24 protein-coding genes are annotated in these 23,788 nt (G+C 65.4%); 19 read left to right on the top strand and 5 right to left on the bottom strand.

Translation table 11 applies throughout. The features are described from left to right. The first annotated feature begins 43 nt into the window (after positions 1-43). Genes QZ647_RS09590 through QZ647_RS09570 form a run of 5 tightly spaced genes read left to right on the top strand, consistent with a single transcriptional unit; the run spans position 44 to position 8,838 of the window. Positions 44-1,228, top strand: coding sequence for a hypothetical protein (locus QZ647_RS09590; RefSeq protein ID WP_291271956.1), 1,185 nt, complete (start codon positions 44-46; stop codon positions 1,226-1,228). A 29-nt stretch (positions 1,229-1,257) separates the two neighbouring features. Then, positions 1,258-1,920 (top strand): hypothetical protein, encoded by a 663-nt coding sequence (locus QZ647_RS09585; protein WP_291271955.1) that lies wholly within the window; start codon positions 1,258-1,260, stop codon positions 1,918-1,920. A gap of 55 nt (positions 1,921-1,975) precedes the next feature. Continuing rightward, the gene (locus QZ647_RS09580; RefSeq protein ID WP_291271954.1) at positions 1,976-6,250 is read left to right on the top strand and encodes a hypothetical protein; all 4,275 of its coding nucleotides are present in this window, start codon (positions 1,976-1,978) and stop codon (positions 6,248-6,250) included. Positions 6,251-6,298: 48 nt separating this feature from the next. Then, positions 6,299-7,123, top strand: a complete 825-nt coding sequence (gene rsmA / locus QZ647_RS09575; protein WP_291271953.1) for a 16S rRNA (adenine(1518)-N(6)/adenine(1519)-N(6))-dimethyltransferase RsmA — start codon at positions 6,299-6,301, stop codon at positions 7,121-7,123. Continuing rightward, positions 7,120-8,838, top strand: a complete 1,719-nt coding sequence (locus tag QZ647_RS09570) for a ribonuclease J (protein WP_291271952.1) — start codon at positions 7,120-7,122, stop codon at positions 8,836-8,838. The genes rsmA and QZ647_RS09570 overlap by 4 nt, the downstream gene beginning before the upstream one ends. A gap of 12 nt (positions 8,839-8,850) precedes the next feature. Here the strand turns inward: QZ647_RS09570 and QZ647_RS09565 are convergent, their stop codons facing one another. From QZ647_RS09565 to QZ647_RS09555, 3 genes are read right to left on the bottom strand one after another with little or no spacing between them, the layout of a single operon-like run. Further along, entirely contained in the window at positions 8,851-9,366 is a 516-nt protein-coding gene (locus tag QZ647_RS09565) for a hypothetical protein (RefSeq protein ID WP_291271951.1), read from the bottom strand. 2 nt (positions 9,367-9,368) lie between these two features. Further along, entirely contained in the window at positions 9,369-9,878 is a 510-nt protein-coding gene (locus QZ647_RS09560) for a hypothetical protein (RefSeq protein WP_291271950.1), read from the bottom strand. Then, on the bottom strand, positions 9,875-10,522 hold the full coding sequence (locus tag QZ647_RS09555) for an RNA polymerase sigma factor (protein WP_291271949.1): 648 nt from the start codon (positions 10,520-10,522) through the stop codon (positions 9,875-9,877). Before QZ647_RS09555 ends, QZ647_RS09560 begins: the two co-directional genes overlap by 4 nt. Before the next feature lie 127 nt (positions 10,523-10,649). Between QZ647_RS09555 and hpt the strand changes: the two genes are divergently transcribed. From hpt to flgL, 14 genes are all read left to right on the top strand, one after another. Then, a complete protein-coding gene (gene hpt / locus QZ647_RS09550; RefSeq protein WP_291271948.1) occupies positions 10,650-11,171 on the top strand; it encodes a hypoxanthine phosphoribosyltransferase in 522 nt (173 codons plus the stop codon). Between the two features lie 7 nt (positions 11,172-11,178). Continuing rightward, positions 11,179-11,736 carry an LPS assembly lipoprotein LptE gene (lptE, locus tag QZ647_RS09545; RefSeq protein ID WP_291271947.1) on the top strand — a complete coding sequence of 186 codons (558 nt, stop codon included), beginning with the start codon at positions 11,179-11,181 and terminating at the stop codon, positions 11,734-11,736. Next, positions 11,736-12,752, top strand: a complete 1,017-nt coding sequence (gene holA / locus QZ647_RS09540) for a DNA polymerase III subunit delta (RefSeq protein ID WP_291271946.1) — start codon at positions 11,736-11,738, stop codon at positions 12,750-12,752. Before lptE ends, holA begins: the two co-directional genes overlap by 1 nt. Positions 12,753-12,832: 80 nt before the next feature. Beyond that, entirely contained in the window at positions 12,833-13,813 is a 981-nt protein-coding gene (locus QZ647_RS09535) for a fumarate hydratase (RefSeq protein ID WP_291271945.1), read from the top strand. 16 nt (positions 13,814-13,829) lie between these two features. Further along, positions 13,830-14,408 carry a FumA C-terminus/TtdB family hydratase beta subunit gene (locus QZ647_RS09530; protein ID WP_026852856.1) on the top strand — a complete coding sequence of 193 codons (579 nt, stop codon included), beginning with the start codon at positions 13,830-13,832 and terminating at the stop codon, positions 14,406-14,408. A 44-nt stretch (positions 14,409-14,452) separates the two neighbouring features. Then, positions 14,453-15,283, top strand: a complete 831-nt coding sequence (prmC, locus tag QZ647_RS09525) for a peptide chain release factor N(5)-glutamine methyltransferase (RefSeq protein ID WP_291271944.1) — start codon at positions 14,453-14,455, stop codon at positions 15,281-15,283. 45 nt (positions 15,284-15,328) lie between these two features. After that, positions 15,329-16,000, top strand: a complete 672-nt coding sequence (locus QZ647_RS09520; protein WP_286355548.1) for a flagellar basal body L-ring protein FlgH — start codon at positions 15,329-15,331, stop codon at positions 15,998-16,000. Between the two features lie 9 nt (positions 16,001-16,009). Continuing rightward, positions 16,010-17,119 carry a flagellar basal body P-ring protein FlgI gene (locus QZ647_RS09515; protein ID WP_291271943.1) on the top strand — a complete coding sequence of 370 codons (1,110 nt, stop codon included), beginning with the start codon at positions 16,010-16,012 and terminating at the stop codon, positions 17,117-17,119. Continuing rightward, positions 17,116-17,496 carry a rod-binding protein gene (locus tag QZ647_RS09510; RefSeq protein ID WP_291271942.1) on the top strand — a complete coding sequence of 127 codons (381 nt, stop codon included), beginning with the start codon at positions 17,116-17,118 and terminating at the stop codon, positions 17,494-17,496. Before QZ647_RS09515 ends, QZ647_RS09510 begins: the two co-directional genes overlap by 4 nt. Positions 17,497-17,498: 2 nt before the next feature. Next, entirely contained in the window at positions 17,499-17,801 is a 303-nt protein-coding gene (gene flgM / locus QZ647_RS09505) for a flagellar biosynthesis anti-sigma factor FlgM (protein ID WP_291271941.1), read from the top strand. A 24-nt stretch (positions 17,802-17,825) separates the two neighbouring features. Next, a complete protein-coding gene (locus tag QZ647_RS09500) occupies positions 17,826-18,122 on the top strand; it encodes a hypothetical protein (RefSeq protein WP_291271940.1) in 297 nt (98 codons plus the stop codon). Between the two features lie 32 nt (positions 18,123-18,154). Continuing rightward, positions 18,155-18,451 (top strand): hypothetical protein, encoded by a 297-nt coding sequence (locus QZ647_RS09495; protein ID WP_291271939.1) that lies wholly within the window; start codon positions 18,155-18,157, stop codon positions 18,449-18,451. A 9-nt stretch (positions 18,452-18,460) separates the two neighbouring features. Further along, positions 18,461-19,954, top strand: coding sequence for a flagellar hook-associated protein FlgK (gene flgK, locus QZ647_RS09490; protein WP_291271938.1), 1,494 nt, complete (start codon positions 18,461-18,463; stop codon positions 19,952-19,954). Positions 19,955-19,984: 30 nt separating this feature from the next. Next, complete coding sequence (gene flgL / locus QZ647_RS09485) at positions 19,985-20,926, top strand: flagellar hook-associated protein FlgL (protein ID WP_291271937.1); 942 nt, start codon at positions 19,985-19,987, stop codon at positions 20,924-20,926. On the opposite strand, the gene QZ647_RS09480 is transcribed toward flgL, so the two are convergent. Then, on the bottom strand, positions 20,914-22,221 hold the full coding sequence (locus QZ647_RS09480; RefSeq protein WP_291271936.1) for a hypothetical protein: 1,308 nt from the start codon (positions 22,219-22,221) through the stop codon (positions 20,914-20,916). The two genes, flgL and QZ647_RS09480, sit on opposite strands and share 13 nt — an antisense overlap. Continuing rightward, complete coding sequence (gene trmFO, locus QZ647_RS09475; RefSeq protein ID WP_291271935.1) at positions 22,218-23,564, bottom strand: methylenetetrahydrofolate--tRNA-(uracil(54)-C(5))-methyltransferase (FADH(2)-oxidizing) TrmFO; 1,347 nt, start codon at positions 23,562-23,564, stop codon at positions 22,218-22,220. Before trmFO ends, QZ647_RS09480 begins: the two co-directional genes overlap by 4 nt. Positions 23,565-23,788 lie beyond the last annotated feature (224 nt).

Genomic DNA, 23,788 nt, shown 5'->3' with positions numbered 1-23,788 from the left:
TCCTCCTCATCCTGATCAAAGGGCTCACTCCATGGATCAACCTATGACTGACGATCTCGGAAGGCATCAGAGGGCCGGAGGGTTCTCGCTCGTCGAGTTGCTGGTGGCATTGGCGTTCACCGCACTTCTCATGGCTGGCATGGCGAATGTCTTCAAGTCATCCATCCAAACTTTCACGGCCGTCAACGAGACCATGGGCGCCCAGCGAACCAACCGCTGGGCCATGGATCAACTTTCCGACGACATCTCCCAGGCCGGGTTGGTGTTTCCTGATCGCGCTCTGCCCAGCTTCATCATCAGCGGGTCGGAAAGCCTGTTTTCCATCACTCCGGGCGCGGTGGTGGCCAATGTGGTGCGTGTCAGCGACACCAACCCCGCGGCCACTCAGGCGGAGGTCGTGAATGCAGACATCCTCCAATTCTTCACGGACGCGCCGCTGCCTGTGAGCGGTTTTTGGGCGGCGGATACACCTGGTGACAACCCCAACCCCGGTGGTACCCCGTCGGTGGCCCCGACCAGCGCGGCCGTGGACTTCAAGCTTGGCGCCCCCACGGACCTCAAGGCCGGCGATGTGATGGTCATTCTGGATAGTGGCGAGTATGGGAACTGGGAACATCCCCTGATCAGCGGGGGCGCCAATCCCGTGGTGTTCGAGACGGATACCACGAAGCTGGCCAACTATGCCGCGACGCCCATCAATCCTGGTATCACGCTGGCCCACAAGAAGGATGTTCCCGTCTATTTCATCCGCCCCGCCCAGCTCGTCCGCTACACCATCCAGTCGGTGGCCCTGGACCCTGCCAACACGGCGGTGCGCCTGCCCTGCCTGGTCCGCCAGCAGGCGAACTACCCCACGGCCGGCACGGTTGATTGGACCACGGTACCCACGCAGATCATCGCCGAGAATGTCGAGGGCTTCCGGGTTGACCTCAGCTTTGACGGCGGCACCACCTGGGCGAGGACCACCGGATCCCCCACCACCTGGGCGGCCATCCAGGCCAATGCCGATGCCCAGCTGGCGACCATGGGGCTTCCGGGATGGAACAAGGTGACGGATCCCTCGAAGCCGGACTGGTTCCGCGGGATCACCTGCCTGATCCGCGTCGACATCACCACCCGGGCCCCAATCCGCCGCGAGGAATACAGCCCCACGCTCGGGACCCGTGCCTACCGTACTCGAACCCAGACCCTGATGATCTCCTCCAGGAATTTCGGCGTGGGTAAGTGATGCGCCCCCTGCCTGTCGATGGTGAATCCATGAATGCCGATCTCCCCTCCCCTTCCCGCCCCGCCGAACAAGGTGGAATCACCATCCTCACCACGCTGGGCCTCCTGGTCCTGCTCACGGTGCTGGTCTTCAGCCTGGGCAAGAGTTCCCTTCGAGAACTGACTGTCACGGGCACCGTATGGCAGGCCGCCAAGGCCAGCGAGGCCGCGGAAGCCGGCCTGGACTGGTTCATCCTGTGGACCAATCCGGTCAACGCCGGCAGTGCCACGAGTGCCGGCCGGGAGACTCTGGTGACTGCCTTCAATGCACTGAATGCAGGAACGACCTGGAGTGATCCCACGATCAATCCTTACCTCCTGAACAGTGCCAAGCCCTGGGACCGGGCGGCGAGCTTGACCTCCACGCCCTCCACGACCGGGTCGGACATGGTCTTCGCGAATACGGGAACGGGTTATCTCCAGAGCGGCTCAGAGGTGAAACAGTCCTTCGATCTGATGTTCCGGTTCCTCGGAACACCCCTGGTGAACACGGTCTCCAGCGGCACCGGCAGCCCGGCAGGCCCTGGTTCTGGGACCGGGCGCCAGTCGGTTCTCTTCCAACTCCAATCCACGGGCAAGGCCAGCATTCCGACCGGGGGAACCTACATGAACTATCGGGCCACCCGCGAAATGTACCTGACGCTGATCCCTTGAGTTCTCCCATATGGCCGATTCTTCCCCCTTCTGATGAGGTCTTGAGATGAGTCGCATGAAGCTCCTGCCCCTTCTTTCCATCCCCTTCGTGGTTTCCACATTCCTGGCCGCGCAGGTGGACCCCCGCCTGCAGGCGTGCAAGACCGATGTGCTGGATGTCTACAGCGGCGGGAAGCAGGGCGCCAAGCCCGAGATCATCACGCTCATCGACAATTCGGGGTCCATGGAGGCGTTGGGCTGGGATTCGCGTTTCTACGCCAATGTCTCCACGAACATCCATGTGGGCGCATCCACGGCGTTCGGGAACTCCAGTGGGGACAACTCCGTCGACTACTTCCAGGTGGTGTCCTCGAGCCTCTATAACGACGCGACCCATGGGAACATCCGGTACACCGTGTCCTTCGGGGGGGTCACCGAAGGTCTGTTGATCAAGCCTGATGGCACACCGGTGGTGTCCAGCGATGTCAGCAATGCCTCGGATGTCCAAAAATGGGTGGCCCGATCCAGCCATGTCCGGTTCGCCGTCACCTCCAAGTCATCCGGGAGCGCGCCGACCTACACCTATGGGGGCATTGGTTACGCACTCCCATCTAGCAACTGCGGGATCAAACCAAAGCCCTTCAGTAATTCAGGCAACTACAGTTCCTCCTCCACGGGCAACATCGCTACTTCCGACCAGACCCGGGTGGTGGACATTCCTCTCCCCTGGGCCGTTTTTGATCGCGTGCCTGACTACGAAAAGCGCTCCCTCTCGCCATCACCTGCTTCTCTAAGCACTGCGAAGACGGATAAGCACCCCCAGCACATGTACCTGTACGATCCCGTGCCGCTCGACGATACCCTCCCGGTGGTGCCAACTGCCACCGCCCAGTATTACGAAGTGGACACCAACTGGTGGGCCAGCACCGGCAACGGTGGACGGAACGGCGCGCTCGTCAACGGCAGCGGGCAATTCGATTACATCCGTGTGCACCCCGAGTATCTGGCCTGGTGTTTCTTCGGCCAGGACATCCGGAATCAGAATGAGACTGGGGCCTTCCAGGGCGGCATGGTTGACAAGTACCTCGGAACCAATGACGGTGGGTACACTGTTCCGGATGCCCGGGATGGTGCGGCGGGCTTCCGGAGCTTCACCCGCGATGGCGTGACCATGACGGGGAATGGGCTGCCCAACATGACGCGCCTTCAGGCCGTCAAATATGCCGTCATCCGGACCTACATCAATGAGCAGATGAAAGTCTGGTGGGGCATCCGGTTCCTGAAATTGGGATCCCAGGGATTCCAGGAGAACGGCCGATCCTCCGCCTCGAAGGTGTTCAGCTCCAGCAACACGGCCGGCAACCCTGGCGATCGGCAGGTTCTTCGCCTCTACCGTCCTACCAGTGCTAACAATCCTGATCCCAACATGGATTACATCCAGAGGATGGGGGCTCCCAACAACACGCCCCTGACCTTCGCCCTGCTCAACACCTATGCCCAGATGGCCAGCACGGATAACGGGACCAGTGGCAGCGTCTTCAGCCCCGCCAATGATGCCTACAAGGGGGAGAACCCCATTCCCAGCTGCCGCCGGAGCTTTGTGGTCGTGTTGTCAGACGGCAATCCCAATGATGATAATTCCAACGCCAACGGCAGCAATGGCGGGGCTCTGGGAACGGGGGACCCCTTCTCCGGCGGTTCCTTCCCCACCATCGCGTTCAATACCATCGGCCCCACCAAGGCCAATTTCAACATCTGGTCGTTGGCCGCCGTGGCCGCCCACATCACGCCCTCGGCGGCGGATGCCACCAACAAGAGCGGCTGGCCTACGGATAACGACAATGCGGGTGTGCTCCCCCCCTTCCTGGTGACGTCGAGGCCCAGCGGCGTGACGCGCCGCATCAGCACCATGACGATCGGCATCAGCATGGCGGGCAAGCGGGGCGCCGATGCCCAGGGGGAGACGGGTGCCAAGTCCGGCATGTACCGGACGGCACTCTATGGGTGGGAACAGCGGGGTTCCTACGATTCGACGAACCTCCCAATGCCCTTCGACCCCACGGATTCGACGCGAAAGGATACACAGAAGAATCCCTTCTTCTTTGACGCACAAAGCCCAGAAAGCATCGCGGATGCCCTGGCTGAAACCTTCGCCCAGGCGCGCGCCGTGACGAACACCATGAGCGCCCCGGTCGCCCCCCTCGTTGGTCTGGGCGTCGGCAAACAGATGTACCTGGGCACTTTCACCACGGCCAGCAATCAGGCGGCCTGGGTGGGAGATCTGCTCATGACGGGCATGTCGACTTCCGGTGGAACGGTCAGGCTGCTCGACAAGGGCGGATCGCCCCTGACCAGCGGCATCAACATCAATTCGGCCATCTGGTCGGCCTCCGTCATGTTGAAGGCCAAGGGGTGGCAGAACCGCACGATCTATACCCTGAAACCGGATCCGCTCAACACAGGCAAATTCCTGAAGGATCTCCTGGTCTGGAACCAGAGCACCTCGCTCGCGGACCTGCCGAATGCGACCCTCGGGGTCAGCACAGATGCGAATCGCCGCAGCCTCATGCGGTTCATGATGGGAGCCAGCAAGGAAGCCCAGGACGACGCTGCCGCAGTCACGAGCATTGCCACTTCCCGGGATGATCTGATGGGCGACATCATCAACAGCACCCCGGCGATTCTCCAATTCCCCCTCTCCAAAGTGCCGAGCGGAACCCTATCCTCTTGGTTGTCCAGCAACTCCAGCCTGCAGGACAAGCGCTTCCGCCTCATCATCGTGGGGGATAACCAGGGCATCCTGCATGGCTTCGGCGAAGTCAGCGGCGTGGATTCTGGTGGCCTCGTGCAGGCCGCCGTGGATGAACTCTGGGGCATCATTCCCCCCGACATCCTCGGAGGACTGCAGACCTGGAGAACGGGCACCATCCATCGCTATCTCGTGGATGGCTCCCCCATGGTCTACCTGAACGAGCAGGGCACCCCCAATGGCCAGGTGGATGGGACCGACATCGTGCGGGTGGTGTTCGGTCTCCGGAAGGGAGGGCGCAGCTACTACGCCCTGTCCTTTGATAGCAATGATCCCACTTTGCCACTGGTGCCCTGGATGGTCCGTCCGGACGATTCCTCCGATCTCGCCATCAAGTCCATGGGGTTCAGCACCAGCACGCCGGCGCCCGCCCGTGTGTTCGACGGGGGCGTGCTCAAGGATGTCTTCTTCCTGGGTGGGGGACTCTCCACCCTCGATGTCGATGCGGCCTTTGGAAGTTCCGCCAAGCTGGGGCGTTCGGTGATCGCCGTCAGCGTCCTGGATGGGACCCTGGTCAAGTCATGGGACTTCATCAACAACGCCACGCTCAAGGCGGCCTACCCCTCGATGGGGTGCATTCCTGCGGGCGCAGTTCCCATTGAAGTGCTTCAGGGAAGCTTCAAGACGCAACGGGTCTACTTCTCGGACTTCTCCGGCGGCGTCTATGCCTTGGGTGCGAAGGCCTCCTCCGGGATGCGCGTCGAAACCTCCGACATGAGCGGTTGGAATGTCCGGACCATTTTCCACACCAAGTACGCTGGAACCCCCATCAGTTCCTCGCCGGCCATTTTCCCGCTTCCGTATGGCTACCCGGTGGTAAGGGATAGCGCCCCGACGGCCATGGTGCCGGCCACCGGAGTGGTTTTCGGGATGGGGGATCGCAACGACCCGATGGACCTGGACAGCATCAATCCGGGAGGTGGTGGTACGGCCTACCGAGATCGACTGGTCATGGTTCTCGATCGGCAGGACAGCGCGGATGTGCCGAGATCGGGCGGGGGATCCGTGGACGCCCTCGGGTATTCCGAGGACGATGTTGCCGACCTCACCTCCGTGGCCAGCACCAGCGATGCCAGGATTTCCACGGGCAGCACCACTTATTACCTGAAATCCAAGAGCGGCTACATGCTGAACTATGCGGTGGGAACGGCCAAGCCGAGCATGAGCAATGCCTGGTATTACGAGAAGTCGGTGACGGCTCCCCTCGTGCTCAATTCAGGATTGTTCTTCTCCAAATTCGCACCTTTGACCACCGCCGGAGTCTGTTCGGGTGCGGGAGGGACCACTTACACCTACAGCCTTTGCGATGTCATGAACCCGGTTTTCGGTGGAGGTACGACGACGACGACTGGATGCAACGGCTACTATGTCAGCTACAACGACATCCCTAGCGAATTGGCCACGGCGGGCATGCGGGCCGTGATCCAGGTCGGAGAGGTCCAGAACGCTGGCACAGGCGTCGGAACGGTCGCTCCCACGGTCATTCCGCCTCCCCCGAACCCGCTTCTTCCCAGGCCACGGGCTTGGCGCATCATCCGGTAGCATCGAAAGGGGCCCGTGAGGGCCCCTTTTCGTGGAGGAGGGGCCGAGGTGGTACGCTGGGGTGTGTCGGATCCTTCAACTATTGCCCGCCTTCGCCCCAAAAAGGCCTTCGGCCAGAACTTCCTGGTGAACGAGGGGGCCATTCGCACCATCGTCGATGCGGCGCTGACGAGCCCGGCCCCTCGGCTACTGGAAATCGGCCCCGGGCCTGGGGTCCTGACCGAGCGGCTGCTGGCCGACGGTCGGCCGCTGTGGGCGGTGGATCTGGACCCCGAGGCCATCGCCCTGCTGCGCGACCGCTTTGCAGTGATGCCCCACTTCCACCTGCTGGAGGGCGACGCGGTGCGGATGCCCCTGCCCGAAGGCGAGACCTGGTCGGTGGTGGGCAACCTGCCCTACAACGCGGCGACGCCCATCCTCGCCAGGCTGCTCACCGAAGGCATTCCCTGGGACCGCATGGCGCTGATGTTCCAGCTGGAGGTGGCCCAGAAGCTCATGGGCGTGCCCGCTACCAAGGCCTACGGGCCCCTGTCGGTGCTGGCCCAGCTCTGCGCACGCCTGACCCGGCTGGTGAAGCTGGGGCCGGGTTCCTTCCGGCCCGCGCCCAAGGTGGAATCCGCCGTGGTGCTCTTCGAGCCCCGCGGAGACGCGCCCAGCCTCGGGGAACGGAAGGCCCTGCTCACCGTGCTGCACCGGTCCTTCGCCCACCGCCGCAAGACCCTGGCGAACAACTGGCAGGGCACCCTTCCGGCGGAAGCCCTGACCCGCGCCGGCTTGGACTCGACGCTGCGAGCTGAAGTGCTGGCGCCGCCGGCCTGGCTCGCCGCCACCCGCCACTTGTTGGCCCATCATCCCGAGGTGTTCCCATCGTGATCCCCGCCGCACCCGAATTTGAATCCTGGACCGAGGCCCCTGCCGTCGGAGAACTGCGGCTGATCCCCATTGGCGGGCTCGGCGAGTTCGGCATGAACGCGCTGGTGGTGCACAGTGCCCGCAGCCTCTTCCTGGTGGACTGCGGCCAGCTGTTCCCTTCGGACGACCAGCCGGGCATCGATTCCATCGTGCCGGACTTCGCCTATCTCGAGCCCTTCGCGGAGCAGCTCCAAGCCGTGCTGTTGACCCACGGCCACGAGGATCACATCGGCGCGCTGCCCTACTTCCTCCGGCGCTGGCCGGTGCCCGTGTACGGGACGGCCTTCACCCTGGGGCTGGTAGAGGGCAAGCTCCGCGAGCACGGCCTGGATGTGGGCCTGCTCCACCCGGTGCGCGACTATGGCCGCGTGAAGGTCGGGGACGGTGAGATCGAGGCGGAGTGGATCCCCGTCACCCACAGCCTCCCCGACGCCTGCGCCCTGGTCCTGCACACGCCCCAGGGGGTGCTGGTGCATTCGGGCGATTTCAAGATCGATCCCGAGCCGCTGGACGGCCGACTCACGGGCATGGAGCGCCTCACGGCCCTGGGAGATGCCGGCGTGCGGCTGCTCATGGCGGATTCCACCAACATCGGCCGGCCGGGCCGCTCGCCCTCGGAATCGGTGTGCCGCGAAGGCCTGGAGGCCGCCTTCGAGCAGACGAAGGGACGCCTCTTCGTCACCACCTTCAGCTCAAACATCCACCGGCTTCAAACGCTGGTGGACCTCGCCTACGAGTTCCGGCGGCGGGTGGTGCTGCTGGGGCGCAGCCTGGATCGCAACCTCGCCCTGGCCCGGTCCCTCAAGCGGTTGTCCCTGCCGGACGACATCCTGATCGATGCCAAGGATGCCCAGCTCTATGACCCTGATGAGCTGCTCGTGCTCTGCACCGGCAGCCAGGGTGAGCCCATGAGCGGGCTGGCGCGGCTGCTCCGGCGGGAGGTGAAGGGGCTGCCCATCCAACCCGGCGACCGGCTGGTGGTGAGCGCCCGGGCCATCCCCGGCAATGAAGTGGCCATTTCGCGCATGTTGGACACGGCGGAGCGGCTCGGTGCAGAGACCTCCCTGGAAGGTCTTGGCCCTGTCCATGCTTCGGGCCACGGCAGCCGCGAGGAACTGGCCGATCTGATCCGGGCCGTGCGGCCGGATCAGATGGTGCCCGTGCATGGAACCTACCGGAACCTGCGCGCCCACGGGAAGCTGGCCGCGGACCTGGGCTGGCCGGCCGAGCGCATCTCCCTGCTGGATGGTGGCCTCTGCCTGCGTCTCTTTGACGATGGAGAGATGGACATGCCGGGGGCGGTGCCGGTGGGCAAGTGCTTCGTGGATCAGGGTGTGGAGCACATGGTGGATGCCCGTGTGGTGAAGGATCGCCTCATCCTCCAGGAAGATGGGGTGGTCTTCGTGACGCTGCTGGTGGATCCACAGACGGGAGACTTGGCGGCGGATCCCACGATTCTGAGCCGGGGCTTCGTGATGCTATCGGACGACGAGGCCTACGCGGAGCTGTTGGCGGGCGTGGCCCGCAAAGCCTACGACGAAGCTCCGCCCGCGGTGCGGAAGGATGGCGAGGCCCTGCGCGACACGCTCCGTCTGGCCCTGCGGCGCATCATCCGCAAGACCACCCAGACCCGGCCGCTGGTGATCCCGGTGATCATCGAGGCGCCAGTCCTCTGATGAAATCCGGCGCTACCGAAGGCCCCGGCGTCCTCCCCCACCCGGACGCAGGGCGCCGGGCCGGTCGGGGAAGCCCTGCCGCAGGGCCTCCACCATTCGCCGCTGCATCTCCTCCACATGGAGCACCAGCCGCACCTGCTGAGCAGGGCTGAGCTTGGCCCGGATGTCGTCTTCGAAGCGGAACTTCAGGTCCGCCTGCTGGCGGCGCAGGTCCATGAACTGCTCCAGGAGGGGGCGGACCTTGGCGTTTTTCTCCTCCTCGGAGCCGGGGCTGATCAGGATGTCGTTGAAGCGGCGGCGGAGCGCCTGGATCTGCCGAGCCCGGTCGAACTGCTCCCGGTCGTAGCGCATCCAGCGATCCACCACGGTCCGCGCCTGTTCCTCGGGCAGGCCCACCTTCTGCTGGAGCTGTTCCATGCGGAAGCGGGCCAGGGGCTGCTCCTCTTCGGCCTGGGACGCGGCGGAGGCCTGCGACCAGACCGGGAGCGGGGCCAGCAGCAGCAAGGAGATCAGGAGGGGGCGGAACATGGTCACCTCGGGGAGGTCGGAGCGGGCGGGTCGAGGCGCTTGAGGAGCGCTTTCATTTCATCGGGGCTGAGGGCCTGAACCTGGGCGGCCTCTTCCTCGCGGTCGTGGAAGGGCGTGTCGGGAACCGGGATCTCAAGGGTTTCCGCCGGGCGGGGCAGGGTGGCCTCGACATAGGGCGTGCGGTTCGCGCGCCCGGCCAGGAAGGCGCCGGCACCCACGGCCATCAGCACGCCGGCGGCGGTGGCCCAGGCCAGGGGGCCCATGCGGCGATGCAGGGCGGTCCGGGCGGGAAGCTTGCGGAGGATCCGGTCGGGCAGTTGGCTGAAGTAGCCTGCAGGCACCAGGACCTCCGGGCTCTCCTCCTGGGCGAGGTAGAAGACCCGGGTCTCGGCGCAGGCACGGCAAACCTTCAAGTGCGCTTCCGCTTCGGCACCGGGTTCCAGAGGATCGGCCTGGACTGCGGCAAGCGCGGTGGCACAGGCTTCTGGGGGCGGGAGGAACTCGAGATTCATGCGCGGCCTCCTTTGACATGACGGGTGAGGTTCTGGATGGCGTGGAAGATGTGGGCCTTCACGCTGCCCACGGAGGTGCCCATCTGCTGCGCGATCTGCTCGTACTTCCAGTCGTGTTGCAGCTTCAGGGTCAGGGCCTCCTTCTGGCGCCGGGGCAGCTTGGGGAGGGCCTCGTGCAGCAGGCGTCTCGCCTCCTGGTCCAGGAGGGCCGCCACCTGGGTCTCCTCCACTCGGAGGGCGGGATGCTCCAGGGTGCCGTCAGGGCCTTCAAGGCTTTCGTGATCCCGGGCGACCCGTTCGCGGAAGTTGAGAGCCTGCCGGGTGGCGATGGTGATGAGCCAGGTGCGGAAGGAAGACTCGAAGCGGAAGCCCGGCAGCGACCGGAAGACCCGGATGAAGGTCTCCTGCACCACATCATCCGCATCCTGGTGGTTCTTCAGGATGGAAAAGGCCTTGCCGTAGACATCCCGCGAAAACAAGCGCACCAGGGCTGCGAAGGCTGTCTGGTCGCCACCCTGGGCAGCCTCGACCCAACTGAGAACCTCCGGGGCATGGTACGGCGAGCCCGGATCGGGGAGCCGATCGGCGGTCGGGACGACCGAAGGGGGCAGCAGGGGCTCGTTCAAAGTGGCTTCCACCATCATCTTAGACCTCGACGGCAGGGGACTGATGGAGATCCGCCGTCACCCGATGGACCCGGGAAGCCCTTCTGGGGTTGAATGGAAATGGTCTAAGTCTTCGATCTTCAATCTTCAGTTCCAAGGAGTCTCCATGCGCGACCGCATCACCCCGCTGCTCACGGAAGCCCAGATCCGGACCCGGGTCCAGGAAATGGGCGCCCAGCTGACCCGGGATTACGCCGGCCAGGATCTGGTCGTGGTGGGCCTCCTCAACGGCGTGTTCCCCTTCTTCGCCGACCTGGTGCGGTCCATGGATTTCGATTTCGATGTGAGCTTCATGCAGGTGGCCAGCTACGGCGGCGGCACCGAAAGCACGGGCGAGGTCCACATCCTCAAGGACCTGGACCGCTCCATCCAGGGGCGTCACGCCCTGGTGGTGGAGGACATCGTGGACACGGGCCTGACCCTCTTCAAGGTCCGGAACCTGCTCAAGGACCGGGAGCCCCAGAGCCTGAAGATCTGCACCCTCCTGGACAAGCCCAGCCGCCGCAAGATCGAAGTGCCCGTGGACTATGTCGGCTTCACCATCGAGGATCACTTCGTCGTGGGTTACGGCCTCGACTTCGACGGAAAACTCCGCAACCTTCCGTATGTGGGCGTCTACCACCCGTAGGATCTCCGTGCGCTCATCACTCCGCCTCGCCGTTCTCCCGCTCTTTCTTGCGGCCCTCTCGGGCTGCGGGTATCACCGTCTGGACCGCCAGCAGCGATCCGTGGCCTGGGCGAAGCAGGGGGAAACCATCCGGTTGGCCCGGTTCCGCAACCTGACGCCGAGATTGGGGTTGGAGGACCGCTTCACCAAGGCCCTGGAGAACCGCATCGTGGCGGCCAGCCCCTGGCGCCTGGTGGCGCAGGGAGAACCTTCTCGCTGGGTGCTGCAAGGCACGCTCGAGGAGTACAAGTCGCGTCCCATCGGCCTCACCTTGGGCAACGACCGGGCCAAGGCCAGCGCCGGCTCGGCCTCTCGCGTGGAAGTGGCCGTGGTGGCCAGCGTGGAGCTGCTGGATGGCCAGACGGGCGCGGTGGTGCTGTCCCGCCGGGGGTTGACCTTCTCCAACCAGTACCGGGTGGATCAGAACTTCGCGAGCTTCGACAGCCGCGAGCTTCAAGTGCTTGAGAGCCTCGCCGACGATTTCGCGGAGAGCTTTCTCACTCAGCTGCTGGAAGGCACGGACTGATGGCCACGGCTTGGCTGGACCAGTCCTTCGCCCTGGTCCACGGCGAGGATGGCGATGGTCGCCGGAAGGCTGTGGAGGCGTGGAAGCAGAAGCATGTGGACCCTGAATGGGCGGATTTTTCGCTGACGGTTTGCGGCGAAGGCTGCCCCTGGCCCGAGGTCGTTGCGGCGCTCCAGGAGGCCACGCCCCTGGGGGCGGAGGCCCGCACGGTGCTGGTGCCCGCAGCGGACAACCTGTTCCTGCGCGCCAAGGAACTGCCGGCCGCGGTCAAGGGCTTGCTGGAGAAGCCGCCCCAGGGAGTCAAACTGCTGCTGGTGGCCTGGAATACCCTGTCCGCGGCACCGGGCAAGGCCTTGGGCGCCAAGCCCTGGACCGACTGGGCCAAGTCCGGGCGCATCCTGAAGGTGGGCGTCATCGAGCCTGCGGAGATTCCGGGTTTCATCGAGGCCGAGGCCCGGAAGCTGGGGCTGTCGCTCCAAGGGGCCGCGGGCAGCCTGCTGGCCCAGCGCCAGGGCGGGAACCCCGGGCTCATCAAGCGGGCGCTGGAGGTGCTGGATCTGCTGGCCGACGATCGGCGCGTCACCGAGGCGATGGTCGATCAGGTCACCTTCCGCCTGGCTGAGCAGAAGGCCTTCGCCTGGTCCGGGGCCTGGCAGAAGGGGGATGCCGCGGGGGCGCTGAAGGCCCTGCGGATGGCCATGGAGGATGGCGACGAGCCTCTGATGCTGCTGGGTCAGGCCCGGCGCGAGGTCGACCGGCTGCTGAAGTTGGCGGAGGCCGACGCGGCCGGATTGAAGGGAGGCGAGGTGCTGGGCGCCCTCGGCTTGTCTCCCAAGCAGGCCTTCCTGCTGGAGGGCTATCGGAATGCCCTGGCCAAGCTCAAGCCCCGGGGGCTGAAGGCGCTGCTGGGTCGATTGAACCAGTGCGAACGGGATCTCAAAGGCATGGCCCTTTCCCGGAGCGAGGCACCCCTGTTGGATCTCACCCTGACCCTGTGCCGGGCCTGGAGCCGCTGAATTCCCGGGGGAACCGGACATTGATCACTTGAGCATGAGCTTCGGCGGGCGGATCATGGGGGCTGAATCCCGGAGGGCCCATGTCCGAATGCGTCATCCCCACGCTCACCTCAGCTGAAGTGGTGGAATCCAAGTCAGTCCTGCCCGCCGGGTGGAAGGCCGACCTCTCGGACCTGAAAACCCTGGATCTCACGCTGCCCATGCTGGAACTGCTCCGGCGGTCCACCAGCCGATTGCCGCAGGATGTGATCGACGCCCTGGTGAAGGGCCGGGACGCCGAGGAGGAAGGCAGCCGCGCGTTCAATACGCTCAACGACATGGTGCGGAATATCATCCTGGCCGATGGCCATGTCACCCCCCTCTGCCAGGACACGGGCACCATCATCGTCTGGGTGCGCCACCCCTTCGGCCTGAGTCAGCGTGCCGCCAAGCAGCAGGTCCGGGCGGCCGTGGCCGAGGCCACCAAGCGGTCCTGGCTGCGCCCCAACTGCGTGGAGGCCCTCAGCGGCAAGAACACCGGCAACAACATGGACCCTTTCCATGAAGGCCACCCGGCCGTCCACTTCGAGGAGTGGGACAAGCCGGAAGTCGAGATCGCCGTCATGCAGAAGGGCGGCGGCTGCGAGAATGTCGGCGCCCAGTATCGCCTGCCGGATGCCGCCCTGGGTGCCGGGCGCGACATCAAGGGCGTGCGCAAGTGCATCATTGACGCCGTGGTGAAGGCCCAGGGGCAGGGCTGCAGCCCGGGCATCCTCGGCGTGGCCATCGGCGGGGATCGGGTCTCCAGTTACGAGAAGAGCAAGGAGTTGATCCTCCGCAAGCTCGGCACCGCCAACCCCGATCCGAAGATGGACGCCTTCGAGAAGGAGGTCACCAATGACCTCAACACCCTGGGCATCGGCCCCATGGGCTACGGCGGCAACACGACCGTGCTGGGCGTAATGGCGGAGGAGATGTACCGCCACCCTGCCAGCTTCTATGTGAGCATCAGCTACATGTGCTGGAGCAGCCGCCGGGGTGCGATGACGCTCCGGACCAACGGCGAAGTGTCCTTCGACTGATCCCAGGAGCATGTCCATGATCCGTCTCACCACTCCCATCACTGAAGACCAGATCCGCCAGCTCAAGGTGGGCGACGAGGTGCTGCTCAACGGGCGCGTCGTCCTCAGCCGCGACATGGGCCACAAGTACATGAAAGAGCAGAAGCCCGAGTGGCTGAAGCCCATCCTCGAGAACATGGTCATCTACCACTGCGGCCCCGTCGTGAAGAAGCACGAGGACGGCCACTACAGCTTCGTGGCGGCGGGTCCGACCACCTCCATCCGGGAGGAGCCCTACCAGGCCGATGTCATCGAGACCTACAAGGTGCGCGGCGTCATTGGCAAGGGCGGCATGGGCAAGAAGACCAGCGAGGGCCTCCAGAAGACCGGCGCCGTCTACCTTCACGCCACCGGTGGGGCGGGCAGCCTGCTGGCCGAGCGCTGCAAGCGCGTGGTGGATGTGAAGATGCTCGAGGAGTTCGGCAGCCCTGAGGCGTTCTGGATCATCGAGGTGGAGGACTTCCCCCTGGTGGTCACCATGGACAGCCACGGCGGCAGCCTCCACGAGATCGTGGCCCAGCAGAGCCAGGAGCGCGCCAAGGCCTTGATGGCCTGAAATCCAGAGGTTCTGGAGGCTCTCTCCCGCGATAGGCTGGAGGGATGGTCCAGACCTACCGACAGCTCCGCCTCGACTTGAGCGCGGCCCTCGCCGAATTCCTCGACCTGTCCGAAGCCCACGCGGAGAGCATCCGCTGGTTCGAGGAGGGGCTCGGCCTCTCGCGCAGCTGGTTGGCCATCCACGGAATGGAACCGGCCCCGGCCCAGGTGCGCCGACAGGTCAGTGACTGGGTCCGCCGCCGCCGGGCCGGGGAGCCCTGGGCCTACCTTCTGGGGTGGAGTCTCTTCCGGGATCGCCGGTTCAAGGTCACCCGCGATACCTTGATTCCCCGCCCGGAAACGGAGCTGCTGGTGGAGGCGGCCCTGGATGTAGGCCAGCGCCTGCAGATCGAGCGTTGCGTGGATGTGGGGACGGGAAGTGGCATCATCGCCGTGAGCCTGGCCCTGGAAACGGCCTGGCAGGTGGCCGCCACGGATCTGAGCCCCGGCGCCCTGGCGGTGGCCCGCGCGAATGCCGAGGCCCTGAAGGCCCCGGTGGCCTTTTTCGAAGGCAGCCTGCTGGACCCGGTGCCAGAGCCCCTCGGCCTGGTGGTGGCCAATCTGCCCTATGTGGATCCGGCCGACCAGCCGAGTCTTCAGCGGGAGCTGGGGTTCGAACCGGCCTCAGCCCTGTTCGCCCCGGATCGGGGCCTGGCCCTTTCCGCCGAGCTGCTGATCCAGGCCCGAAAGCGGCAAGCCCCGGCCTGCCTCCTGGAGATCGGCGCTGGGCAGGGGGGCGAGTTATGCCGCCGGGCTTTGGGGGCTGGCTGGAGTAAAGCCATGGTCCATCAGGATTTTGCAGGCTACGACCGGGTACTGGTGACGCTGGCCTGAGCCTTTTGGCATCCTCCTCGCCCTGTCTAGGCGTGGAGGCCTGTGATGCGGAAAATGCTGCCTATTGCCCTGGTGCTGGTCGGGATCGGTTGCTCCATTCCCCGTCGCCACGACCCCAACCTGGTGAAGAAGCCGGCCATTCCCCTGGTGGAGGAGGCCCCGGCCGCCCAGCCCCTGAGTGAGGGCAGCCTCTGGCGGGACCGGCCCTTCGTGGCCGACCTCCGGGCCTTCCGGGTGAACGACCTGGTGACCCTGCGCATCACGGAAAGCACCAATGCCATCAGCAAGGCCGATGTGACGACCAAGCGGGATGGTAGCAATAAGCTGAGCAGCCCCAACCTGTTCGGTGCGCTCTCGGGATTCGGCATCGGCAGCAGCACCTCCGACAAGACGACCGCCAACACCAACAAGTTCGCCGGCACCGGGACCACGGGGCGCAGCGCGACCTTCACCACGGTCGTCACCGCCCGGGTGGTCAAGGTCATCGGTAACGGGAACCTGATCGTCGAAGGCTACCGCGACATCCAGCTCAACAACGAGACGCAGCGTCTCTATGTGGCGGGCATGATCGATCCGAACCGGCTCGACAAGGACAACAGCATCGCCTCCGGCCAGGTGGCGGAACTGCGCATCGGCTACGGTGGCCAGGGCGTGGTGGACGAGACCCTCAAGCCGGGCTACATCAGCCGGCTGCTGGCCTACATCTGGCCCTTCTAGGAGGCTTCCATGCGCATCGCAGCCCTGTTCCTCGCGGCCCTCACGCTCTTCGGAGCGGATGCGGTCAAGCCTGAAAAGAAGATCGAATCCCGCCTCCGGGATGTGGCCCGGCTCCAGGGCGTCCGCGGCAACCAGCTGCTGGGCTACGGCGTGGTGGTGGGCCTGGACGGAACCGGTGACAAGGACCAGACGAAGTTCACCGTGCAATCGCTGACCAACCTCCTGTCCCGTCAAGGGTTGACAGTCAATCCGACGACGGTGAAGGTGAAGAACATCGCGGCAGTCATGGTGACGGCGGAGTTGCCCCCCTTCGCCCGGACGGGCTCCCGCATCGATGTGACCGTGTCCAGCACCGGCGACGCGAAGTCCCTGGCCGGCGGCATTCTGCTGATGACGGCCCTGCAGGGCCCGGACAGCCAGACCTACGCGGTGGCCCAGGGCCCCTTGCTGGTGGGCGGATTCAGCGCCGCGGCCGGGGGCGCCTCAGTCACGAAGAACCATCCGACGGTGGGCCGGGTGCCGGAAGGCGCCCTCATCGAGCGCGAGGTGGGCGGGAACTTCAATGCCCGGAACTCCCTGCGGTACAGCCTGATGGAAGAGGACTTCACGACGGCCATCCGGGTGGTGCACAGCATCAACGAAGAGCTTGGCGAGAAGGTGGCCCAGCCCCTGGATGCCCGCACGGTGGATGTGCAGATTCCGAAGGAGTACCAGGGTCGGGCCGTCGAGCTCGTGGCCCGGCTGGAGAACCTGAGTGTGCAGCTGCAGCCCCGGGCCCGGGTCGTGGTGAACGAGCGCACGGGGACCGTCATCCTGGGATCCGAAGTCCGCATCGGCGCCGTGAGCATCGTGCAGGGCGGTCTCAGCATCATGGTCAGTTCCACGCCGCTGGTGAGCCAGCCCGCGCCCTTCAGCCAGGGCAAGACCGTCACCGCGACCAAGAAGGATGTTGCCGCCGTGGAGGAAAAGCCCAAGACGCTCAATGTCGAACCCGGCGTGAGCGTGGGTAAGCTCGCGGAAATGCTCAACAGCATGGGCGTCAGCCCCCGGGACATGGTGGCCATCCTCCAGGCCATCAAGGAAGCCGGAGCCCTCCAGGCTGAACTGAGGGTGCTGTGATCGGCCTTGGCGCGCTGCCCACCGCCGATCCCCTGACCCAGGCCCAGGGGATGAAGGCCCTGCCCGGTCCGGCGGAAAAGACCGACAAGGCGGCACGGCAGTTCGAGGGCCTGCTCATGGGCCTCCTCTTCCAGACCATGCGCAAGACCGTGGAACCCTCGGGATTGCTGGGGGATTCCGGCCAGTCGCGCTCGACCTACGAGTACCTGATGGACCAGGCCGTGGTGGACCAGGCCGTCTCCACCGGCCATGGATGGGGCCTCGCGGATCGCCTGAAGGAAAGCTGGAACCAGCACGAAAAAACCGACAAAAAAATCACGACACCCGACGAGTTGAGGGATTCCGGCAAACTGCCGATAGGAGCCTTGTCGAGGTGAATATGCGCATCAGTGGCAAACCGGGTGGCGTCAGTGGCTCCCAGAGCGTGTCCGGGTCCAAGGGATCCGCCACGCCCTCGGCTGCGGCCGTCGCACCGGCGCCTGCTTCAGACGCCGTCCAGGTCTCCTCTTCGGCCCAGCTTATGGCCGTGGCCCAGGAGGTTCTGGCGGTGACCCCGGATATTCGGGCTGAAAAGGTGGAAGCCCTTAAAAATCAACTTGATGCGGATGCCTACCACCCCGATGGAGAGGCCGTGGCCGAGGGGCTCATTCGTGAGCATCTGGCGAAGGGACATCGTTCCTAGCCCCGAGGTCCCCGTCGTGAGGACATGATCAGCCCCCTGGGACAGCGCCAAATTCTGCAGACCGCCGCCATCGAGACGGTTCGGCTGGCCATGGACGGCGGGGCGCAGGTGCAGCGGGAGCAGGCCCGGCGGCAGGCCTTCGATGCGAAGCTGGCTGAGGCCATGGCGGAAGTGCCGGAGGTCGCCGAATCCGATGAGCTGCGGCTCTCGGAGCGCCAGGGGCAGCGGGGCAACCAGGGCGAGGGCACTGGTGCCTCTGACGAAGAAGCCGAAGAAAGCCCGGCAGAGGGTGCCGACCCGCACCTGGACCTGTTGGCCTGAGGCTTGCCGGAAGACCCATGAGGAGGCCTTCCATGCTGCATGCCGTGCCCGAACTCCTGGATGCGCTCGAGTCCAGACTCGTTGCAGGGGAGGATCCGGCCACCCTTCTGACCAAGATCCGCTGGTCCGAACTGGTGGGTTGGCCGGAGGATCAGGCTGGCGCCCTGGCTCTGAAGCGCCGTCTCACCTCCATCCAGACCCTCCTGGCGGGGCTGCAGTCGCCCCTTCGGGCGACGCTCATCGGCTTGTCGGGGAATCCCGGTTATGGCCGGAATGGCATTCCTGCCGACGCCTCTGGCCTGGCTCCCCGCCTGTACGAAAAGGCCTAGGAGACTCCCATGCCCGGACTCAATGCCAGTCTCTACCTCGGGCTTACGGGCCTCCAGGCCCAGCAGTCGGCCCTCAATGTGGTGGGCCACAACATCGCGAATGTGAACACGCCCGGCTATACCCGGCAGCGGGCCGACCTGACTTCGAACCAGTCGCTGATCGAAGGCCAGGTCTATTTCGGGACGGGCGTGACCCTGAATACGGTGCAGGGCATCCGCGACCGGTTCCTGGATCTCCAGATCTACCGCGAGACGGCCCGCCAGACGGGCGCCACGGAGCGCTACTCCGGCGTGGACGCCATTTCGGCGAGTCTGGGCGATTCGGGAAGCACCGGCATCGCCGCTCAGATCCAGGCCTTCTTCCAAGGTTTTCAGGAACTGTCGGCGCGGCCCGAAGACGGGGCCCTGCGTACCAATGTGGTTGGCAAGGCCCAGTCCATGATCACGGCGCTCCAGAGCCGCTACCGCCTCCTGGCGGATCAGAGGAGCAGCGCCGATCTGGCCGTGGGCAGCATCACGAACGAAGTGAATGTGCTGACGGATCAGATCGCCCGGCTGAACCAGCAGATCACCACCGAATCCGGCCAGGGCCTGGACAACGACGCCCGCGACCAGCGGAAGGCCCTGACAGACAAGCTCGCGGGGCTGGTGGGCATCAATGTGTTCGAGGGCTCCAAGGGGGAGTACCAGATCAGCCTGGATTCGGGTGCCGCCGTGCTCGTCAGCGGAAGCAACGCCTACAAGCTTCGAGTCCAGGCCGGAAGCGCCCAGGACGGCTATTCCAGCGTGCTGTCGGAGATGGGTGGGGCCCCCGTGGATGTCACCAAGGGCATCAAGGACGGGCAGCTCGGCGCCAAGCTGGACCTTCGTGACAACATCCTGGTGGGGTTCCAGCTGCAGCTGGATCAGATCGCCGCCGGCGTGGCGGGGCAGGTGAACGCACTCCACAAGACCGGGTACGCGGCCGATGGCGTCACCACAGCCAACGCGGGCCCGCCCCCCTACGACAACTACTTCTTCCTCGGGGACGCCACCAATGGGGGGCTCCCGGGAGGCATCACGGTGGCCAGCTCGTACAAGGGCATGGTGAACGCGCTCTCGGTCTCCTCGGCCATCGTGAAGGACCCCTACTTGATTGCCGCCGCTGGAGTGGCTGGAGCCAAGGGCAACAATGACAATGCCAAGGCCATGGCAAACCTCCAGTTCTCCGGAACGACGGTGGATACGGACCACAATGGCGTGGGTGACACGGGATACAGCACCGCGGCGGGTCGGCTCATCAGCGATGTCGGTACCCAGGCCCAGAACTGGAAGGCCCAGAGCGACACTCAGCAGAACCTGGTGTCGGCCCTCCAGACCCAGCGGGACCGCATTTCGGGCGTGGACCTGGATGAGGAAGCCGCGAACATGATGACCTTCCAGCGGGGCTATCAGGCATCTGCGCGTTTCCTCAGCGTGATCAACCAACTCACGGATCAGCTGGTGAACCAGTTCGGCCGATAAGTGCCGATAAGCATTGAGAGCAGGTGACCCATGTCCTTCCGAACGCCCAGCACCACCCAGCAGCGCCAGACGCTCCTCGATCTCGAGAGGACCAAGGAAAGGCTCGCGCTGAACACCACCCGCCTGGCTTCCGGGAAGCGCATCACCCGCCCCGGGGATGACCCCGCCGCGGCCGCGCTGGTGCTTGATTTTCAGAACTCCATCCAGGCCAATGCCCAGTTCATCAAGCAGGCGGACTCGGCGCTGTCCTTCCTGATGTCTTCCGAAGATGTGGTGACGGGCTCACTCAACTCGGTCACCCGCCTCCGGGAACTGGCCCAGCAGGCCGCGAACTCGACGAACGGCGCCGCCGGCCGGGCGGCCTTGGCCCAGGAGGTGGACTCGATCCGGAGCAACCTGCTGGCCCTGGCGAATACGAAGGATCAGGGCAAGTACCTCTTTGCCGGCACCCAGACACAGACGCTTCCGTTCGCGGTTCCAGTGCCGCCCAACACCCCTCCTTACGGGCCCGGCAACGGCGCGATCACCTATTCGGGCGACTCGGGGGACATCAATCTCGATGTGACGAGCAACACGGCCGTCACGACGAATCTGCCTGGAGACAAGGTCTTCTTCGGTAGCGGCGGCGTCGGCAGCAGCACGGATCTCTTCACGGTCGTGACGCAGCTCCACGATGCCCTGCTGGCCAACAGCACGACGGGCATCCAGACGGCCATGACCGACTTGAAGGGCATCTTCGACAACCTGAACCAGATCCAGGACGACCTGGGGGGGCGGCAGGCCGGCCTGCTGGACCTGAAGGACACCCTCTCGGGCTTCAACCTCACCCTCCAGGGGCTCCAGGACACCCAGGAAGGCACCGACTATGTCCAGTCGGCCACGGAACTCAGCTCTGATCAGACGATCCAGACTGCCACCCTGAGCGCCCTGGCGAAAATCAACAAGACCAACCTCTTCGATTACCTGGGCTGAAGGGCCGGCAACGGCAGCCACCACAGCCGCTCCGGAGCGCCGAAGGTCAGGGCACCCGCCTCCGGCCGCAAGCCTGCGTCGCCCGTCGGCGGCACGAAGCCAGCGGGGGGCGCCAGGTTCTTCCAGGCTTCGGCCCAGGTAAGGACGGCCATGGTTTCCTCGCCGGGCTTCCACCGGTAGACGCGATCCAGCCCCTGTTTCAGATGCGCCTCCCATGGGTCGCGGGATGGGACGGGGGCCTGGGCCCCGGGCAGGGAAGGCGATGGCTCCGCAAGGGGGCTGGGTTCTCCAGCGGGCGCCTGGGCCGCCTCTTGGACGGGGGCGGGGGCCGAAGGCAGGGTGGGCCGCGCCAGCCCGAACCAGAGCGCACCCGAGGCGTCGGCGCCCAGGAGCCGGAGCAGGTCCGCGTCCAGGGCCGCGGCCTCGGGAAGCAGAACCTTCAGGTTTCTGGATTCTCCCGGGAGGCCCTTGGGGTCGAGGGGTATCAGCAGACCGGGTTCCGGCTGCCACCAGGCGGTCTTGGCTGATCCCGCAAGGGCACCGAGGCCTCGGCTGAACCCCAGGGGTGAAGGCATCGGGGCCTTGGTGTGGGCCCAGCTTCCCTGGTGCCAGGCCGACAGGCCCGCCCCATGAGCCGCGAGGAAGGACCTGGGTCCTGTGGGGAGCAAACTGGAGATCTCTCCGACCTCCTGGGGGATCTCCACCTGAAGGATGGAAGTGCGGGCCGCGCTGGCCAGATCAAGGATGCTGACGCTGCCTTCACCATAGAGGAAGACGCTGCGCCGATCCGGGGAGAGAGCGAGATGGGCGCCCTTGGCCCGATGAGCCCACTTCATCTGATCGGAACGCAGATCCCAAGCGAGAATCAGGGCCGGCTCAGCCGCATTGGCGCTGCGGTACAGCAGCGTCATCGCCTCGCCAGGAGCCACGATCGCATCCACCAGATCGGCGAATTGGAAGAAGCTCGCCGATACGCCCGGCGGGCAGGGCAGGGAGAGGGTGGGACCCAGCTGCCCATTCTGGAAGAGCACGACCCGCTGCTGTCCCGTCTGGGTCAGGACTTGCGCCACCGCGGCACCTCCCGGGAGAGGGCCGACCCAGCGGACTGTCCTGAGGGGCACCGGCGGCGGTTGCAACGCCACGAGGGTACCGGCGCCTGAGGCCTCCGTCCGGAACAGGGTCTGGATCTCATCCTGGGGCGGGGCGCCAGGTGTGCGGCGGGTCAGCCAGAATGACCCGATGCCAAGGCACAGGCCAAGCGCTGCAATGCCGAGGAGAAGTTTGGGGCTGGTCATCGCGCGCCTCCAAGGGCTTGAAGGTGCTGGTCGAGCGCCAGCAGGGCCCGCTCACGATGGGCCTTTCCCTTGGCGGATTTCACCGCCCGGGTTCCCCCCGCGCGCTTGAGTCCCCGCAAGTCGAGCAGGCCCTCGGGAAGAGGCGGCAGCAGGCCGAGCATGGCATTGGTCGGGCCGAAGTCCTTGCTGGAGGCGTGGGCTAGGTAGTGGAGCAGGCTGCCCAGCACCGTCTCCTGCGGAAAGGGTTGGGTGAATTGGCCCTGAGCGGCGCGATCCACGGCAAAGGCGGCTGCTAGGCCGCCGGCGGCGGATTCCAGATAGCCTTCCACACCTGAGAGTTGGCCGGCGATCCACAGGTTCGCGATGGATTTGACAGCAAGTGTCGCATCGAGCATCCGTGGGGCCTGGATGTAGGTGTTCCGGTGGATGCTTCCAAAGCGGACGAATTCCGCCGCTTCGAGGCCCGGGATCAGGCGGAAGACCTCTTTCTGGGCGCCCCATTTGAGGCGGGTCTGAAAGCCGACCAGGTTGAAGTGTTCACCGGCGAGGGTGTCCTGGCGAAGCTGGATGACCGCATGCGGCCAGCGCCCGGTGCGGGGATCGTCTAATCCCACAGGCTTCATAGGGCCGTGGCGGAGGGTTTCGCGGCCACGGTCCGCCATGACCTCGATGGGCAGGCAGGCCTCGAAGTAAGGCGTGTCCACCTCGTGGAGAGGAACGCGCTCGGCGGCGAGCAGCGCATCCAGGAACCGTTCGTACTGCACCTTGTCCATGGGGCAGTTGATGAAGTCCGGGCCGCCCTTGTCGTAGCGCGCCGCCATCCAGGCGATGCCCATGTCGATGCTGTCCCGTTCCACGATGGGGGCGATCGCATCGTAGAAATGGAGATTGTCGTTCCCGGTGAGGCCGGCAAGCCAGGCGGCCAGGGGTTCCGAAGTGAGGGGACCCGTGGCCAGGATGGTCGGCACCGTGAGATCCGGACAGTCGACCTGGGCCTCCTCCCAGTGGATGCGGGGATGCGTTTTCAATTCGGTGGTGACCATCTGGGAGAAGGCCTCCCGGTCAACCGCGAGGCTGTTTCCTGCCGGGACGCGGGTGGCCTCGGCGCATCGCAGGATCAGCGAATCCATGCGCCGCAACTCGGCCTTCAGGATCCCGGTGGCCGAATCGGGATCGTCGCTCTTGAAGGAGTTGGAGCAGACCATTTCCGCGGCGCGGTCCGTGGTGTGGGCAGGCGTGGTCCACCGCGGCCTCATCTCGGAGATCAGGACCTCGTGGCCCCTCGACGCCAACTGCCAGGCGGCTTCCGAGCCAGCCAGGCCCGCCCCGATGATGTGGATCACGCGCTCTCCCCGTTTGGGAGGATTCTACCGTCAAGGACGCGCCGGGCTTCCAAGCCCCCCCGCCAGAGCCGCTTCCCGGGCTCGGCATGCCCTTGCCGGGCATGTCAGATGGCCCGATCTTGGGGGTTCCGGGAGGTCACCTGAAATTTTCTCTTGCGTCATTGGCGACCAGTGATAGTCTGAATGTCCTGCGCAGTTGAGGCTGCGAGGTGCCGAGGGGAGCC

Source organism: Geothrix sp., assembly GCF_020622065.1.
In the GTDB taxonomy this organism is placed as follows: Bacteria; Acidobacteriota; Holophagae; order Holophagales; family Holophagaceae; genus Geothrix.
The sequence above is the reverse complement of the archived record's forward strand: the minus strand, read 5'-3'. Positions and strand labels throughout refer to the sequence as shown.

What these genes read in the sequence shown, in the direction of transcription:
- QZ647_RS09555 (WP_291271949.1), bottom strand. Translation starts at nt 10,522, where the DNA reads ATGATGGTGGAAGCCACTTTGAACGAGCCCCTGCTGCCCCCTTCGGTC.
- QZ647_RS09580 (WP_291271954.1), top strand. Translation starts at nt 1,976, where the DNA reads ATGAAGCTCCTGCCCCTTCTTTCCATCCCCTTCGTGGTTTCCACATTC.
- QZ647_RS09515 (WP_291271943.1), top strand. Translation starts at nt 16,010, where the DNA reads ATGCGCATCGCAGCCCTGTTCCTCGCGGCCCTCACGCTCTTCGGAGCG.
- QZ647_RS09520 (WP_286355548.1), top strand. Translation starts at nt 15,329, where the DNA reads ATGCGGAAAATGCTGCCTATTGCCCTGGTGCTGGTCGGGATCGGTTGC.
- QZ647_RS09585 (WP_291271955.1), top strand. Translation starts at nt 1,258, where the DNA reads ATGAATGCCGATCTCCCCTCCCCTTCCCGCCCCGCCGAACAAGGTGGA.
- QZ647_RS09560 (WP_291271950.1), bottom strand. Translation starts at nt 9,878, where the DNA reads ATGAATCTCGAGTTCCTCCCGCCCCCAGAAGCCTGTGCCACCGCGCTT.
- QZ647_RS09495 (WP_291271939.1), top strand. Translation starts at nt 18,155, where the DNA reads ATGCTGCATGCCGTGCCCGAACTCCTGGATGCGCTCGAGTCCAGACTC.
- QZ647_RS09530 (WP_026852856.1), top strand. Translation starts at nt 13,830, where the DNA reads ATGATCCGTCTCACCACTCCCATCACTGAAGACCAGATCCGCCAGCTC.
- flgM (WP_291271941.1), top strand. Translation starts at nt 17,499, where the DNA reads ATGCGCATCAGTGGCAAACCGGGTGGCGTCAGTGGCTCCCAGAGCGTG.
- QZ647_RS09590 (WP_291271956.1), top strand. Translation starts at nt 44, where the DNA reads ATGACTGACGATCTCGGAAGGCATCAGAGGGCCGGAGGGTTCTCGCTC.
- QZ647_RS09535 (WP_291271945.1), top strand. Translation starts at nt 12,833, where the DNA reads ATGTCCGAATGCGTCATCCCCACGCTCACCTCAGCTGAAGTGGTGGAA.
- QZ647_RS09500 (WP_291271940.1), top strand. Translation starts at nt 17,826, where the DNA reads ATGATCAGCCCCCTGGGACAGCGCCAAATTCTGCAGACCGCCGCCATC.
- flgL (WP_291271937.1), top strand. Translation starts at nt 19,985, where the DNA reads ATGTCCTTCCGAACGCCCAGCACCACCCAGCAGCGCCAGACGCTCCTC.
- prmC (WP_291271944.1), top strand. Translation starts at nt 14,453, where the DNA reads ATGGTCCAGACCTACCGACAGCTCCGCCTCGACTTGAGCGCGGCCCTC.
- hpt (WP_291271948.1), top strand. Translation starts at nt 10,650, where the DNA reads ATGCGCGACCGCATCACCCCGCTGCTCACGGAAGCCCAGATCCGGACC.
- holA (WP_291271946.1), top strand. Translation starts at nt 11,736, where the DNA reads ATGGCCACGGCTTGGCTGGACCAGTCCTTCGCCCTGGTCCACGGCGAG.
- QZ647_RS09565 (WP_291271951.1), bottom strand. Translation starts at nt 9,366, where the DNA reads ATGTTCCGCCCCCTCCTGATCTCCTTGCTGCTGCTGGCCCCGCTCCCG.
- QZ647_RS09480 (WP_291271936.1), bottom strand. Translation starts at nt 22,221, where the DNA reads ATGACCAGCCCCAAACTTCTCCTCGGCATTGCAGCGCTTGGCCTGTGC.
- flgK (WP_291271938.1), top strand. Translation starts at nt 18,461, where the DNA reads ATGCCCGGACTCAATGCCAGTCTCTACCTCGGGCTTACGGGCCTCCAG.